Source organism: Kitasatospora sp. NPDC085464 (genome assembly GCF_044541955.1).
Lineage (GTDB): Bacteria > Actinomycetota > Actinomycetes > Streptomycetales > Streptomycetaceae > Kitasatospora.
This window is the reverse complement of the sequence record NZ_JBITTM010000010.1, coordinates 1-14,873: the sequence shown is the minus strand read 5'-3', so window position 1 is coordinate 14,873 and position 14,873 is coordinate 1. Positions and strand designations below refer to the sequence as shown.

Below are 14,873 nucleotides of genomic sequence, written 5' to 3'. Positions count from 1 at the left end.
GGTGCCGTGCGGAGGAGCGGGCCGGCCTACTGCAGGCCGGCGGCCTGCTTGACCTGGGCGGTGAACTGCTCCGGCGGGACGACGGCGTTGCCCGCGAACAGGGTCACCGGCTTGCCGTCCACCTTGACGGTCGGCGTGCCGGTCACCCCGCTGTCGTTGAACGCGTCGGCCACCTTCGCCGCCCACGGCGCGTAGGTCCGGTCGGTGACGGCCTTCACGAAGGCGTCGGTCTTCAGCCCGGGCACCTGGCCCGCCAGGTCCAGGAGGTGGTTCACGTCGCCGAAGCCGTCCTGGCGCTCGTCCGGCTGGTTGGCGTACAGCACGTCGTGGAACTGCTTGAACTTGTCCACGCCCTCGTTCAGCGCGGCGCCGGCGGCGGCCAGCGCGGTGCGCGAGCCCTTGCCGCCGAGGTTCTTGTCCAGGAAGGCCGCCAGGTGGAACTCCACCTTGATCTGGCCGTCCTCCGTCAGCTTCTTGACGGTCTCGCCGTTCGCCGCCTCGAAGTGCTTGCAGACCGGGCAGCGGAAGTCCTCGTAGACCTCCATGGTGTGCGGCGCGTCGGCCTTGCCGTAGGTGATCACCGTGCCGTCCGGGCCCCCGGCGTTCGCCGGGACGACCAGCGGGGCGGAGGTGGCGGCCGCGGCGGCCTTGTCGTCCTTCTTCGAGGCCGAGCCGATCGCGACCGCGGCACCGCCCGCGAGGGCGAGCACGGCGACCGCGGAAACGGTCACGACGATCCGCTGACGGCGCTTGGCGGCCTGCTGCTCGCGGCGCTGCGCCTCCTGGATCCGCTCACGGACACTGGTGCGGTTGGCCTGCTGCTTGCTGGGGGCCTGAGCCATGGGAAGTCAACTCCTGTACGCGGCGCGCGGGTGCGCGCGGGGAACCGCACCGGGTGCGGCGGGGTCGGGGAACGCGGGAGTCGTGCGCACTGCCTGCGGGCGTACCGCGTCCGTCGTCATGACGGGGCCACGGAAAGGTGATCGGCGTCCGGGGAGTGCCCGGTACGGAAGCGATCAGCAGGCAGGCGCGAAGGCCGGCGGGCCGCGCCGGGGCGCCGGGCTGAGCACCACGTCCTCGCGGCGCGGCCGCGCGTGGTCCGACACCGGCAGCGGCACCCGCAGCACCGGGCGAGCCGGGGCCGGGACCAGCAGGACGAGCAGGGCGCGCAGCGGCCGGGCCACCGACTGGCGCAGCGCGCGCAGCGCCCGGGCCAGGCCCGACAGGGCCGAGTCGCCCAGCCGCAGCCAGGCGGCGGCCGCCAGCGCGATCACCAGGTGCACCAGCAGGAGCAGAAGTTGGGTCATCACCGGCGCCAACTGCCCGGCGTGGCCCAGCGGGCCCGAGAGCAGCGACCCGTCCATCGAACCGCCGCCGCAGACCAGCAGGTTCACCCCGCGGGCGGGGGACTGGCCGGAGAGCACCGGCCCACAAGCGGTCTGGCCCAGGTTGAACGTGGTGTTGAGCAGCAGCTCCACCGGCACCATCACGGCGGAGATGTGCAGCATCCGCCGCTCCCCGCCGGCCAGCGCGGCCGCGACCAGGAAGACGACGGCGCACGCGGAGGCCACCAGCGACAGCGGCAGCGGACGGCCCGTGATGACCACCTGGCCCAACGCGGCCATCGGCACGGCGAGCGCGGTGAACACCGCGGCCCGCAGGGCCCTGGTCGCATGGGTCGAGGTCGTCACGCTCCGGAGTATGCCATGAGGCTCACACCCGGGACGAGGGCGCATGGACCCTTGCGCTTTCGCCTGACGCGCCCTCAACGGGACGCGGGGTCGACAGCGGCCGCGGCCGGACTAGCCTGGAATCGTTCCCGGCGACCCCGACGAGTGGACGGACCCCGACGAGGGGATGAAGGCGCATGGCGAAACCCGAGACTACGGTGGGGCAGGTGGTGCTGGCCCGCGTCGAGGCCCAGGCGGCCGTACTGGCCGGGCTGGACGACGCCGTCCGGGCCGACGAGCCGGACGCGGTGCACCGGATGCGGGTCGCCTGCCGGCGGCTGCGCAGCGCCCTGCGGACCTTCCGCCGGCTGTTCACCCCCGGCGCGACGGACCAGCTGGTCACGGAACTGCGCTGGCTGGGCGCCGCCCTCGGCGGCGCGCGCGACCTTGAGGTGCTGGCCGAGCGGCTGGCGGCCCAGGCCCGCGAGCTGCCGGCCGCGTGCGGCCCGGAGCGGGTCGCCGCCGCACTGGAGCAGTGGGGCGAGCGTGAGTACCGGCGGGTGCGGCCCGAGGTGGTCGCCGCCCTCGACAGCCCCCGCCGCCGCGCCCTCGGCGACGCCCTCGCCACCCTGCTCGCCGACCCGCCGCTGCGCCGCCGCGCCGGCCGGCCGGCCCTGCCCGAGCTGTCCCGCATCGCCGCCCGCGAACAGGAGCGCACCGCCGGCCGCGTCCGGACGGCCCTGGCCGCGGCGGCCGACGAACGCGACCACGCCCTCCACGAGGCCCGCAAGGCCGCCAAGCGCGCCCGCTACGCCGGGGAGACCGCCGCTCCGGCGGCCGGCGCACGGGCCGAGCGCTTCACGGCACGGATGAAGGCCGTCCAGGAGGTCCTGGGCGAGCACCAGGACGCGGTGGTCGCCGCCGCCACCCTCGCGGCCCAGCCGGTGGGCGCCGCCGAGCCCTTCGGCTACGGCGCCCTGTACGGCCGGCAGCTGGCCGCCGAGTCCGCGGCCCGCGAGCGGCTGCCGGGCGTGTGGCAGCGGGCCGGCAAGCGGAAGCTGACGCGGTTCGGATAGCGGTCCCGCGGCGTCGGGGGCTTGAAGACGGGCCCTACCGCGGGTCGAGCCCCGCCGAGCGGGCCGCGTCGCGCAGCAGGTCGCGGAGCATCGTGGTGGTCAGACGGCCGGTGTTCGTGTTGCGCGGGCTCACGTGGTAGCAGCCCCGCAGGCGCAGCGGCGGGCCGCCGTCACGGGCGGGGAGGTCGACCAGCGCGGCGTGGCCGAAGACCGGCTGCGGGCGGGGGACCTGCCAGCCGGCGTCCGCGATCACCGGGAGCAGGGCCTGCCAGGCGAAGCCGCCGAGGGCGACCACGGTCCGTACGGTCGGGCGCATCAGCTGCAGTTCGCGGGTGATCCAGGGGCGGCAGGTGTCGCGTTCGGCGGTGCTCGGCTTGTTGTCGGGCGGGGCGCAGCGGACCGGGTCGGTGATCCGCACGCCGTACAGCTCCAGGCCGTCGCCGTGCCGGACGGAGTGCGGGCGGTTGGCGAGCCCGAGGTCGTGCAGGGTCGCGTAGAGCAGGTCGCCGGAGGGGTCGCCGGTGAAGATCCGGCCGGTGCGGTTGGCACCGTGGGCGGCGGGGGCGAGTCCGACCAGGACGAGCGGGGCGTCGGGCGGGCCGAAGCCGGGGACGGGGCGGGCCCAGTAGTCCCAGTCCCGGTAGGCGCGGCGCTTGGTGCTGGCGGTCTCCTCGCGCCACTCGACCAGGCGGGGGCAGGCCCGGCAGCCGGTGACCACGCGGTCCAGCGCGGCGAGTCCGTCGGCGCGGGCGGCGGCTTCGGCGGGGTGGCGCGGGTGGCCGGGGTCGTCGGCGGGGGACGGCGGCGGGGCCGTGATCGGCATGGCCCTGATCCTAGGTGGGCAGCGCCCGCCCCGGTGCTTGCGGTTTGCCCGGTTCCGTCATGGTCCGGTCGGGTTCGATCCGGTCGTGGCCGGGCAGACGTAGCGTGGAAGCAGTTGCTCCGGCGCCGCCGCCTGTCCGGGCGGGCGGTGGTCGGAGGCGCCGGTGGGCGCAGGCCGCGAGGAGGCCGCGATGATCGTCGATGCGGTGCTGGGGGCTCTCGGAGGGCTGGCGGCCCTGGGGACGATCTGGGCGGCCATGAGCATCAGGGTGGTCCAGCAGTTCCAGAAGGGCGTGGTGTTCCGATTCGGGAAGGTGCGCGACGAGGTGCGCGCACCCGGGCTGGTGGCGCTGATGCCGGTCGCGGACCGGCTGCGCCGGGTGAACGTGCAGATCGTGACGATGCCGATCCCGGCGCAGGAGGGCATCACCCGGGACAACGTGACCGTACGGGTGGACGCGGTGGTCTACTACCGGGTGGTGGACCCGGTGAAGGCGACGGTCAACGTGCAGGACTACAACTTCGCGATCTCCCAGGTCGCGCAGACCTCGCTGCGCTCGATCATCGGCAAGAGCGAGCTGGACGACCTGCTGGCCAACCGGGAACCGATCAACCAGGGGCTGGAGTTGATGATCGACAGCCCGGCCCTGGGCTGGGGCATCGAGATCGACCGGGTGGAGATCAAGGACGTCGCGCTGCCGGAGTCGATGAAGCGCTCGATCGCCCGCCAGGCCGAGGCCGAGCGGGAACGGCGTGCGCGGATCATCACGGCGGACGGCGAGTACCAGGCGTCGGAGCGGCTGTCGGACGCCGCCGCGGTGATGAGCGCGACCCCGTCCGCGCTCCAACTGCGGCTGCTGCAGACCGTGGTGGAGGTGGCGGCGGAGAAGAACTCGACGCTGGTGCTGCCCTTCCCGGTGGAGCTGCTGCGGTTCCTGGAGAGCGCGACCGAGGCCCAGCAGCGGAACCTGCTGACGGCGGCCGCGGCGGCCGCCGGGGCGAAGGCCGCGGAGCAGGCCGTGGAGAGCGGGGAGGTCCCCGAGGAGGAAGTGGAAGCCGAACCGCCTCAGCACGAAATCCCGCCGCTGGAGGAACTGTTGGAGCGCTCGCCGCTGGAGGAGCCGAACTCGCCGGACGGGGGGACCGAGCGCGACGCCCGCGCTCACGCGGAACCGGAGCACTGAGCCGCGTCCGGTGGCGTCGGTCCTGCGCCCGGACCACGATGGAGAGGGGGGAGGAAGCCAGGTCAGGAGGCGGACCATGACCAGAGCCGGCGACATCATGCACCCGGGCGCGGAGTGCATCCGCGAGCACGAGACGCTCGCGGCCGCCGCCCGGATCATGCGCGAACGGGACGTGGGCGCGCTGCCCATCTGCGGCCCGGGCGACAAGCTGCTGGGCATCGTGACCGACCGCGACATCGTGCTGCGCTGCGTCGCCGAGGGCCGTGACCCGGCGTCGGTGACGGCGGGCGAGCTGGCGCAGGGGCGGCCCATGACGGTGGAGGCCGACGAGGACTGCGAGCAGGTGCTGCGGGTGATGGAGCAGTACCAGGTGCGCCGCCTGCCGGTGATCAACCACCCGGAGCACAAGCTGGTCGGCATGATCAGCGAGGCGGACATCGCGCGCGGCATGCCGCAGGCGAGGGTGGCCGAGTTCGTGTCGGCGGTCTGCGCGGAGGAGGCGCCGACGAAGGCCGCGCTGGGCTGACGCCGCCGACGCACGCGGGCTGCCGAGGCCCCCACCCCGCCGGGGTGGGGGCGCTCCACGCCGCGGTGGACGGGTGGGTCAGGCCGCGGGGTCGGGGCGGAGCGGCCGTGGGCCTCCAGGGAGAGTGCTCCCGGTCCGCCCGGGTCCTGAGCCGGCGTGGACCTGCTGGAGCATCGGGTGTCCCTGGGTGCCGAAGAACGCCCGCAGCGGCGGGTTCTCGGCGTCGACGACCGTGATGACGTGATGCCGGCGTCAGGACACCGGTGGGCACGCGGGTGTGACAGCCGGGTGGGTCAGCCCAGGGCGTAGACGGCGGTGGCGTGGGCGGCGGGTTCGTCGGTGCCCTCGGCGGTGAGGGTGATGTCGAGGAAGGCGATCCGGCGGCCGAGCTTGGTGATCCGGGCGTGCACCAGGACGTCCCGGCCGACGACCGCGCGCTGGAAACTCGTGGACTGCTGGACGGTGGTCATCGGGCCGAAGCCGCCGTTCGCGGCCGAGACCGCGACCACGCACGCGGTGTCGGCGGCGGCCATCAGCGCCTGGCCGGACATCCCGCCGCCCTCGCGGGCGAGCCGGTCGGACCAGGGGAGGCGCAGGACGGCGTGGCGCTCGCCGGTCTCGGCGGTGGACAGGCCGAGGGCCTGCACCCAGGGGGCGAAGTGGTCGGCCAGGAGCTTGTCCGCCTCGGCGGTGGTGAGGGTCATCGCGCCATTGTGGCGGGGGTGTCGGCGCGCTGTCAGGAGATCGGAGTTCCGGGATCCGTGGGGCTCGGGCCGATCCGGTCGGTAACTTTGGTTGTCAAGCGCAAGTTTGACAACTAGGGTTGTCGGCATGACGACCGTGGAGATCACCCCGGAGCAGCAGGCGGAGCTGGCCAAGGCCCTGCTCGACGCGCTCGACCCCCTCGCCGCCGCCGCCGTACGCTCGCGCGCGTCCGGCGGCCTGCCCGAGGAGCGGATGTGGGCCGCGGAGCCGGTCGAGGTCACGCTCTCGGTGCTGTCCGCCTGGAAGCTGGTGGACGCCGAGGTCAAGCGGCTCACCGCGCTCGCGGCCGCCACTGCCGGTTCTTACGGCGCCAGTTACGAGCAGCTCGGGGCGGCCTGGGGCATCACCCGGCAGGGCGCCCGCAAGAAGTGGCCGGACGCGGTGGGCCGCCCGGGGCCCCGGCCCGGATCGCTCGAACTGTTCGGCGGTGCCGCGGAGTTGGACGAGGCGGTGGACGGCTGGCGCTGGACGGCCACCGGCGCCGACGGCGCGGTGGGGGAGGCGGCCGCCGGCTACCCGACCCGGGAGGAGGCGGCGGCGCACGCCGGGGCCTTCCTCGCCGGGCACGCGGTGCCGGGCACACGGTGTCAGTCTGAGCGTCGCAGCGGGCACACGGTGTCAGTCTGAGCGCCGCAGATGGGTGGCGATCAGCTCCGCCAGGTGCAACGCCTGCCGCCCATCGGCGAGTTGGGCGATCTGGGTGCGGCAGCTGAAGCCGTCGGCCAGGACCACCGTCCCCGGCGCGGCGGCCCGGAGCTCGGGCAGCAGGACGCGTTCGGCGATCGCCTCGGACACCTCGAAGTGGCCCTGCTCGAAGCCGAAGTTGCCCGCCAGGCCGCAGCACCCGGAGTCCAGCACCCGGTTGTCCAGGCCGAGTCGGGCCTCCACCCGGCGGTCGGCGGCGCTGCCGAGCACCGCGTGCTGGTGGCAGTGGGTCTGGGTGACGGCCTCCAGCGGAATCCGGGGGAGCGGGGCGTCGGGGGCGTACTCGTCGATGAACTCGGCGAAGGTGCGGGTGCGTTCGGCGAGCGGGCGGCCGTCCGCGCCGAGCAGGCGGGGCAGGTCCTCGCGCAGGGTGGCGGTGCAGCTCGGGTCCAGGCCGACCACGGGGGTGTCGGCCGGGAGCTCGTCGGCCGCCAGCGTCCGCAGGCTGCGCCGCAACACCCTCCGGGCGGTGCCGAGTTGGCCGGTGGAGTGCCAGGTGAGGCCGCAGCAGACCGGGCCCGAGGGCAGCCGGACGTCGAAGCCCAGGTGCTCCAGCACCTCGACGGCCGAGCGCAGCACGCCCGGCTGCAGGTGGTCGGAGAAGGTGTCCGGCCACAGCAGCACCGGGCGGGCGCCGGCCTGGGCCGGGTGCGCGGCGCGGTGCCGCCGGTACCAGGCGGTGAAGGTCTCCGGCGGGAACACCGGCAGCACCCGGCGCGGGTCGATCCCGCCGAGCCGCTTGAGCAGGCCGCCGAACGGTGAGCGGGCCAGCGTGTTGGCGGCCCCGGGGGTGAGCGCGACGGCCCGCAGCCAGAGCGGCAGCCAGCCCATCGAGTAGTGCGAGCGCGGGCGCGGCCGGTGCCGGTAGTGCTGGTACAGGAACTCGGCCTTGTAGGTCGCCATGTCGACGTGCACCGGGCAGTCGCTCGCGCAGCCCTTGCAGCTCAGGCAGAGGTCCAGCGCCTCGCGGACCTCCTCGGACCGCCAGCCGTCGGGGATCGCCCCGTCGGTCCGGCGGCCCGGGGGCGCGCCCAGCCCGCGCAGCATCTCGGCGAGCAGCCGCGCCCGCCCCCGGGTGGAGTGCCGCTCCTCGCCGGTGGCCATGTAGCTCGGGCACATCACCCCGGTGGTCGGGTCCACGCACTTGGCGACGCCCACGCAGCGGTGCACCGCCCTGGCCAGGCTGCCGCCGTCCTGCTCGTACGGCAGGGCAAGCGGCAGCGGGCGGAGCGGCGCGGTGACGAAGCGCAGGTCGGCGTCGAGCGGGCGGGGGTCGACCAGCGCGCCCGGGTTGAGCAGGTTCTCCGGGTCCCAGATCCGCTTGAACCCGCGGAACAGGTCGATGATCCCGGGCGGGTACATGCGCGGCAGCAGTTCGGCGCGGGCCTGCCCGTCGCCGTGCTCGCCGGAGAGCGAGCCGCCGTACGAGACCACCAGGTCCGCCGCCTGCTCCAGGAACTCCCGGAAAGCCGGCACCCCGTAGGGCTCGTCCAGCGGGAAGTCGATCCGCAGGTGCACGCAGCCCTCGCCGAAGTGCCCGTACGGGACGCCGCGCAGGCCGTGCCGGCGCAGCAGGGCGCGGAGGGCCCGCAGGTAGTCGCCGAGCCGCTCGGGCGGGACGGCGGAGTCCTCCCAGCCCGGCCAGGCCTCCCCTCCGTCGGGCAGCCGGGTGACGATCCCGGCGCCGGCCTCCCGTACGGCCCACAGCCCGCGCTGCTCCGCGGGGTCGGTGACCAGCGCGACGGTGGCCGAGCGCTCGCGGCGCACCGCGTCGGCCAGTCGGCGGGCGGCCTGGTAGGCCTCCAGGGGGGTGGCGCCGCCGGTCTCCAGGAACAGCCAGCACTCGCCGGCGGGCAGCCGGTCCAGCGCGGGCGGGCGCGGGCCGGCCGCGAGCAGCGCGGCGATCAGGTCGGCCGCCATGCCCTCGGCGGTCAGCGGGCCGAACGGCAGCAGCGCGGGGATCGCGTCGGCGGCGGCGCCCTCGTCGGGGTAGCCGGCCACCACCAGGGCGCGGGCGGGCGGGTCCTCGACGAGGCGGACGGTGGCGCCGAGCAGCAGCGCGCAGGTGCCCTCGGTGCCGGTCAGCGCCCGGGCGAGGTCGTGGCCGTGCTCGGGCAGCAGCGCGTCCAGCGGGTAGCCGGAGGTGCGGCGCGGCAGCTGCGGCATCCCCTGCCGGATGGTGGCGAGGTTGCGGTCGGTGAACTCCTGGAGCTGCCGGTGGAGTTCACCGGGCCGCCCGGGCAGGTCACGCAGTGCCGCGCGCTCCCGGCCGCCGAGCCGCCCGCCGACGGTCAGCTCGGTGCCGTCGGCGAGCAGCAGCTCCAGCCGCTCCACGTTGTCGGCGGTGCGCCCCCAGGCCAGCGAGTGCGAGCCGCAGGAGTCGTTGCCGATCATGCCGCCGATGGTGCAGCGGCTGTGCGTGGACGGGTCCGGGCCGAAGCGCAGCCCGTACGGCCGGGCGGCGCGCTGGAGGTCGTCCAGCACGGTGCCGGGGCGGACGCGCGCGGTGCGGGCCCCGGGGTCGATCTCCAGCACCTCCCCGAGGTGGCGACGGAAGTCCAGCACCACCGCGCCCGGGCCGATCGCCTGCCCGCCGATGCTGGTCCCGGCCCCGCGCGCCACCACCGGCACGCGGTGCTCGCGGCACAGCGCCAGCGTCGTGCGCACGTCGTCCGGGTCGGCCGGCTTGACCACGCCGAGCGGCAACTGCCGGTAGTTCGAGGCGTCGTGGCCGTACACGGTCCGCTCGGCGGCGCCGAAGCGGACCTCCCCGCGCAGTACGGCGGCCAGTTCGCGGGCCAGCTCGGCCCCGGGGGCTGCGGACGGACGGCTCACCAGGGACCTCCCGGTCGGTGCGGCGACACGGCTCCGCCGATGATCGCAGCCGGGGCGCCGCCCGGGTACCGGGCGCGACGGGGGTACCGCCGACGGGGTGTCATGTGGCAGTCTCGGCGCTCATGATCACCGACTCCACCGCCGGCTTCCCGGACGGCTCCCCGGCCGATCCCGCGGCCGGCGGGCGCGCCGACGAGCAGGCCCACGACCCGGCCGGGGCCACCGCCTACCTCGCCCGCCTCCCGATCGGCGAGCCGCTGCCCTTCCCGGCGGACGGTGCGCCGTCCTGGGAGATCTTCCCGTACGAGGGCGAGCTGAGCGTCCGGCGGCTGCGCGCCCCCGAACTGCCCGAGCCGCCCCGCCAGGGCGAGGACGGCCCGGAGAGCTGCAAGCAGTGCGCCCGCCCGGACTCCGACTTCCTCTGGACCGACGAGCACTGGCGCCTCAGCGGCCCCGACGAGCCGACCGGGCTGCCCGCCGTCCTGCTGCTCCAGCCCCGCGCCCACCACGACCTGCTGGACCTGCCGGCCGAGCTGTCCGCGCGGCTCGGCCCGATCCTGCAGAGGGTGGAGCGGGCCGTGCTGTCGCTCGGCGGCATCGGCCGGGTCCACGTGAACCGCTGGGGCGACGGCGCCGCGCACCTGCACCTGTGGCTGATCGGGCGGCCCGCGGGGATGCCGCAGCTGCGCGGCTCCACTCTGCCGCTGTGGATGGACGTGCTGCCGCCGCTGCCCGCCGGGGTGACGGCCGAGCGCGCCCGCCGGATCGCCGCCGCGATGGCCGCGGACGGCGGCACCGCGCACGCCTGAGGCGGGTCACTTGCGCCCGGTGAGCGTGCCCTTCGCGATGTGGGACAGCTTGGCGACCTCGAACGCCGGGTAGGCGCCGCCGGCCAGCAGCGAGAACTTGATCCCCTCGCGGCCGCCCGGCCGGCGGTGGCCCGGCGGCTGGAAGCGGCGGTGGTGCTCGGCGGCCCGGTGGAAGAACTGCGGGCGCTCGGACCGGGAGACGCAGCCGGCGAGGTCGAAGACGAACAGGTAGTGCCGGACCATCCGGATGAACAGCGCCTCGCGCACCGCGTACAGGTGCGGCTGGTCCTCCAGGAGCGCGAAGCTGCGCTCGTACTGGTCGAACAGGTCGAAGACGCTGCTGCCGGGGCCGCCGACCGGGTGGACGGTCTCCCGGCGGCGCAGCTGGACGCACTCGCGCGCCAGCACGGCGACCTTCTGCGCGCCGAGCAGGGCCGCGTGCACCACGGGGACCTCCTCGTAGCGGCCGTCCGGGAAGGTGAGCCCCAGCTCCTCCCAGTGGCCGCGGCGGATCAGCCGGTCCCAGATCAGCGGCGGCGCGCCGAACAGCTCGGGCCGGTCGAAGGGGCCGGACACCTCGGGGCCGGCCTCGGCGAGCAGCGCCTCGGCCCCGCCCGGCCAGTCCCGGTCCTTGTGCCGGCGGGAGTGGCCGAACAGCAGGAGGTCCACCGGGCCGGTCTGCTTGAGCCGGTCGGCGAGCGTCTGGAGCGCGTCCCGGGGCAGCAGGTGGTCGGCGTCGAGGAACAGCAGGTACTCGCCGGACGCCCGCGCCGCCCCCGCGTTCCGGCTCACCCCGACCCCGACCGCCGCGTTCAGGTGCAGCGTCGAGACCCGCGGATGCCGCGCGGCGTACGCGTCGGCGAGTCCGCCCGCGGTCTCGGGGGAGCGGTCGGCGACCACGATCACCTCGACGTCCGCCAGGGACTGCGCGAGCAGCGAGTCGAGGCAGTCGGCGAGCTGTTCGTGCTGGTCGTAGGCGGGGAGTACGACGCTGATCAAGGGTGAGGGCATGACGCCGGAGCGTAAGAGGGCGCGCGAACCGTGGCAAAGCCCTGACGGTCCGTAATTCCGAGCAATTGGCCGCAAACCGTACGACCGTCCGCCAGATCTTCACGTCGTCTTCCGGACGCGTCCACGTCAGGTTCGGAAGCGGCGGGCCAGCGTCGTTCGTGGCCGGAACGTGCCGGGGCCCGCGACGCGGCGGTGCGTCGCGGGCCCCGGATCCCTGGCTGGTCGGCCTAGTACCAGTGGTGCGCCTGCCAGAACGACCAGGCGGCGCAGGGGCTGCCGTAGCGGGTGTTCATGTAGTTCAGGCCCCACTTGATCTGGGTGGCCGGGTTGGTGCGCCAGTCGGCGCCCGCCGAGGCCATCTTGGAGCCCGGCAGGGCCTGCACCAGGCCGTAGGCGCCGGAGGAGGCGTTGACGGCCAGCGGGTTCCAGCTGCTCTCGCGGAACACGATGTTGCTGAAGCACTGCAGCTGGCCGGCCGGGACGATCTGCGCGGCGATCTGCTGCGGGGTGCCGGAGTAGGTGGCGGCCAGGTTCGGGCGCTCCTGGGAGCGGGAGGCGGCGGCCGCGGCGTCGGCCTTGGCCTTGGCGTCCGCCTGGGCCTTCGCGTCGGCTTCGGCCTGCGCCTGCGCCTGCGCCTGCGCCTGGGCCGCCGCCTGGGCGTCCGCCTCGGCCTTGGCCTGGGCGGCCTGCTGGGCAGCGGCAGCGGTGTCAGCCTGGGCCTGGTCGGCGACCGGCTTGCCGTCCACCGAGACGGCGGCCGCGGGGGCGGCGGCCTCGACGGTGTTCCCGGCCTGCGGGATGGCGAGCGCGGCGGTGGCGGCGCTCGCGACCACGAGGGTGGCGACGCCGGTGATCAGGGAGTTTCGGCGGGCATGGCTGAGCTGCAAGGCGGGCGTTCCTTCTCCGTCGGGGGCCGTGCCGGTGGTGCCGGACACGGGGCATCGCGCGGGCTCCGGGTGAGCGGGGCCCGCGCGGCCGTCCGGGACGGCCGTGGCGCCCCGGCGGAAGCGGCGGGGCGGGCGGGCTGCGCGGCGGATCCGGTGCGGACCGGCCGGGCTGCCTGGCGACAGGCCATTCTTGGCAGGGCTCGCGACGGGCGGCAAAGGCACGTGCTACTACGCACTGTAGTGGCCACGAAGAGGGCGCAGCGGGGTCGAGTGGTGGATTTGATGGCATTTGTCCGAATTGCGCTTCCGAGGGTTGCGCACGGGTGACATCAGAGGAACGCAGGGGCGACACGCGCGGTGGCCTGCGTTCTTCAGGCCGGAAACCGCCGGGTCCGGCTCGGGAGGTGCGGGGCGCCGAGGCCCGGCCGGAGCCCGCCGGGCACCCGTCCACTATCGAGAGTCGTAGACGCCGATCCCCCTGTGGGCGGCCTCACACGTTTGCCCGCGCGAGGTCGGCGCAGGGTGACCGGACGGTCACGGCTCAGGGGGTCGCGTACGGGTTCCCGGGGACGGGCTGCGCTGCGGGAGCGGCAGGAGCGGCGGGGCGAGCGCCCGGCTCCGGCCCCTCCGCAGCGTCCTCCTCCGCCGCGGCGGCCTCCTCCTCCGCGGGCGGGACGAGGTCCCGGGCCAGCAGGGTGGCGCCGGCGACGGCCCCCGGCATGGCGAGCACCGTCACCAGCGGCACCAGGAAGGCGAGCACCAGCGGCGTGCCGAAGCCCAGCGCGAGCCCGAGCCGGGAGCGCAGCAGCCGGATCCGCTCGGGCTGCGGCACCCGGCGCCGCTGCAGGGCGACGGCCGTCAGCTCGACGGTCAGGAAGAAGCCGGACACCAGGAAACCGAGCGCCGGGACCACCGTCTGGCCGAGCACCGGGATGAACCCGCAGGCGAACAGCACCACGCCGAACGCGGCCACCCGGACGAGGACGTACACGCTGTCGCGCACCGCGATCAGCAGCTCGCGCCAGAGCGGGGTGTCCGGCGGCGTGGGCGCCCCGCCCTCGGTCTCGTCGACCTTGGCGCAGAGCGCCTCGTAGAAGGGCTGTCCGACCAGCAGGGTGACGGCGGTGAAGGTGAGCAGGGAGAGCAGCAGGCCGCCGCCGAAGACGATCGCGGCGAGCGCGTCGCGCAGCAGGCCCTGCCAGGGCGAGGACCAGTGGTCGGCGAACGGGGTGGCCCAGTCCGCGAGGTCCACGGACCGGGCGGCGAGGAAGGCGAGCGCGACGACGTAGCCGATCAGGGCGAGCAGGGCCGGCAGCATGCCGAAACCCCACCACCGGCCGCGCCGGGCGACCCACTTCTGGCCCTCGATCAGGTACTTCGTCCCCGCCACAAGATCACGCATGGGCGACCACCCTATCGGCCCGGGTCGGGCCCCGCGCCCGTCGCACCCGGAGCCCCCGCGCCCGTCGCACCCCGGGCGCCGCGCCCGTCGCACTCCGAGCCCCGCGCCTGCCGCACCCGGAACCTTGGGTTGCCGTGTTCCTGCCAGATTCGTTCGGCAAGGTCGGCCCCCTCCTGCCGCGCCTCCGGCCGGGCCACTCTCGGTGTTCCCCCACCTGCAAGGAGGAACCTGATGAAGCGTCAACTCGGCAGAGCTTTCAGCCTGCTGGCCGGTCTGGTGCTCGGCGCGGGCGCGCTCGTGCTGCCGGCCGCCGCCTCGCCCGCGCCGTCGCCGACCGTGGTCGGCGGCACGCGTGCGGCGCAGGGCGAGTTCCCGTTCATGGTGCGGCTCTCGATGGGCTGCGGCGGCGCGCTCTACACCTCGCAGATCGTGCTCACCGCCGCCCACTGCGTCGACGGCACCGGCGCCGACAGCAGCATCACCGCCACCGTCGGCGCGGTCGACCTGCGCAGCGGAAGCGCGGTCAAGGTCCGCTCCTCGTACGTCTACCAGGCGCCGGCCTTCACGGGCGCGGAGAACGGCAACGACTGGGCGCTGATCAAGCTGGCCTCGCCGGTGAGCAGCGGTCAGGTCGCCACCCTGCCGATCGCCACCTCCGCCGCGTACGACAGCGGCACCTTCACCATCATGGGCTGGGGCGCCGCGCGCGAGGGCGGCGCCCAGCAGCGCTACCTGCTCAAGGCCACCGTGCCGTTCGTCGACGACGCGGCCTGCGCCGACGCCTACCCGGGCCTGAACACCGCCGGCTCGCTCTGCGCCGGGTACGTCGCCCAGGGCGGCGTCGACACCTGTCAGGGTGACTCCGGTGGCCCGATGGTCCACAAGGACGCGGCGGGCCGCTGGGTCCAGGTCGGCATCGTCAGCTGGGGCAACGGCTGTGCCCGCGCGGGCTACCCGGGCGTCTACACCCAGGTGAGCACCTACGCGGCGGACATCGCCGCCGCGGCTGCCGGTCTCTGAGCCGGCCGGTAGCGCCGCTCGGACCGGTCGGGGGGGGGGGGGCCCCCCCCCCCCCCCGGGGGGGGGCCCCCCCCCCCGGCCCCCCCGGGGCCCCCCCGCCCCCCCCCGGGGGGGGGGGGGGGCCCGCGGGGGGGGGGGGGGGGGGGGGGCGGCGGACCCGG

At 75.4% G+C, this 14,873-nt stretch carries 14 protein-coding genes; 6 read left to right on the top strand and 8 right to left on the bottom strand.

Annotated features, from left to right (window positions below):
* Positions 1-26: 26 nt before the first annotated feature.
* The gene (locus ACIGG8_RS10810) at positions 27-842 is read right to left on the bottom strand and encodes a DsbA family protein (protein ID WP_396547050.1); all 816 of its coding nucleotides are present in this window, start codon (positions 840-842) and stop codon (positions 27-29) included.
* A gap of 174 nt (positions 843-1,016) precedes the next feature.
* Positions 1,017-1,691, bottom strand: coding sequence for a hypothetical protein (locus ACIGG8_RS10805; RefSeq protein WP_350524978.1), 675 nt, complete (start codon positions 1,689-1,691; stop codon positions 1,017-1,019).
* 176 nt (positions 1,692-1,867) lie between these two features.
* Here ACIGG8_RS10805 and ACIGG8_RS10800 point away from each other — a divergent pair, with 176 nt between their 5' ends.
* Complete coding sequence (locus ACIGG8_RS10800) at positions 1,868-2,746, top strand: CHAD domain-containing protein (protein WP_396547047.1); 879 nt, start codon at positions 1,868-1,870, stop codon at positions 2,744-2,746.
* 34 nt (positions 2,747-2,780) lie between these two features.
* Here the strand turns inward: ACIGG8_RS10800 and ACIGG8_RS10795 are convergent, their stop codons facing one another.
* A complete protein-coding gene (locus ACIGG8_RS10795; RefSeq protein WP_396547046.1) occupies positions 2,781-3,569 on the bottom strand; it encodes a uracil-DNA glycosylase in 789 nt (262 codons plus the stop codon).
* A 190-nt stretch (positions 3,570-3,759) separates the two neighbouring features.
* Here ACIGG8_RS10795 and ACIGG8_RS10790 point away from each other — a divergent pair, with 190 nt between their 5' ends.
* Entirely contained in the window at positions 3,760-4,752 is a 993-nt protein-coding gene (locus ACIGG8_RS10790) for a slipin family protein (RefSeq protein WP_396547044.1), read from the top strand.
* A 76-nt stretch (positions 4,753-4,828) separates the two neighbouring features.
* Positions 4,829-5,278, top strand: a complete 450-nt coding sequence (locus ACIGG8_RS10785) for a CBS domain-containing protein (protein WP_396547042.1) — start codon at positions 4,829-4,831, stop codon at positions 5,276-5,278.
* A gap of 293 nt (positions 5,279-5,571) precedes the next feature.
* Here ACIGG8_RS10785 and ACIGG8_RS10780 read toward each other — a convergent pair whose 3' ends face one another.
* Positions 5,572-5,982 carry a PaaI family thioesterase gene (locus ACIGG8_RS10780; RefSeq protein WP_350524973.1) on the bottom strand — a complete coding sequence of 137 codons (411 nt, stop codon included), beginning with the start codon at positions 5,980-5,982 and terminating at the stop codon, positions 5,572-5,574.
* A 127-nt stretch (positions 5,983-6,109) separates the two neighbouring features.
* On the opposite strand from ACIGG8_RS10780, the gene ACIGG8_RS10775 reads away from it, so the two are divergent.
* Positions 6,110-6,670: a hypothetical protein gene (locus tag ACIGG8_RS10775; RefSeq protein WP_396547039.1), complete on the top strand. Its 561-nt coding sequence runs from the start codon at positions 6,110-6,112 to the stop codon at positions 6,668-6,670.
* On the opposite strand, the gene ACIGG8_RS10770 is transcribed toward ACIGG8_RS10775, so the two are convergent.
* Positions 6,662-9,583 carry an FAD-binding and (Fe-S)-binding domain-containing protein gene (locus tag ACIGG8_RS10770; RefSeq protein WP_396547037.1) on the bottom strand — a complete coding sequence of 974 codons (2,922 nt, stop codon included), beginning with the start codon at positions 9,581-9,583 and terminating at the stop codon, positions 6,662-6,664. The two genes, ACIGG8_RS10775 and ACIGG8_RS10770, sit on opposite strands and share 9 nt — an antisense overlap.
* A 122-nt stretch (positions 9,584-9,705) precedes the next feature.
* On the opposite strand from ACIGG8_RS10770, the gene ACIGG8_RS10765 reads away from it, so the two are divergent.
* Positions 9,706-10,392: a hypothetical protein gene (locus ACIGG8_RS10765; RefSeq protein WP_396547035.1), complete on the top strand. Its 687-nt coding sequence runs from the start codon at positions 9,706-9,708 to the stop codon at positions 10,390-10,392.
* A 6-nt stretch (positions 10,393-10,398) separates the two neighbouring features.
* Here ACIGG8_RS10765 and ACIGG8_RS10760 read toward each other — a convergent pair whose 3' ends face one another.
* The 3 genes from ACIGG8_RS10760 to ACIGG8_RS10750 form a co-directional block, all read right to left on the bottom strand.
* Positions 10,399-11,403 (bottom strand): glycosyltransferase family 2 protein, encoded by a 1,005-nt coding sequence (locus tag ACIGG8_RS10760; RefSeq protein WP_396547033.1) that lies wholly within the window; start codon positions 11,401-11,403, stop codon positions 10,399-10,401.
* 227 nt (positions 11,404-11,630) lie between these two features.
* The gene (locus ACIGG8_RS10755) at positions 11,631-12,290 is read right to left on the bottom strand and encodes a transglycosylase SLT domain-containing protein (RefSeq protein ID WP_396547031.1); all 660 of its coding nucleotides are present in this window, start codon (positions 12,288-12,290) and stop codon (positions 11,631-11,633) included.
* Between the two features lie 541 nt (positions 12,291-12,831).
* Positions 12,832-13,692: an EI24 domain-containing protein gene (locus ACIGG8_RS10750; RefSeq protein WP_396547029.1), complete on the bottom strand. Its 861-nt coding sequence runs from the start codon at positions 13,690-13,692 to the stop codon at positions 12,832-12,834.
* A 231-nt stretch (positions 13,693-13,923) separates the two neighbouring features.
* Between ACIGG8_RS10750 and ACIGG8_RS10745 the strand changes: the two genes are divergently transcribed.
* Positions 13,924-14,712: a S1 family peptidase gene (locus ACIGG8_RS10745; RefSeq protein WP_396547028.1), complete on the top strand. Its 789-nt coding sequence runs from the start codon at positions 13,924-13,926 to the stop codon at positions 14,710-14,712.
* The last annotated feature ends 161 nt before the right edge of the window (positions 14,713-14,873 follow it).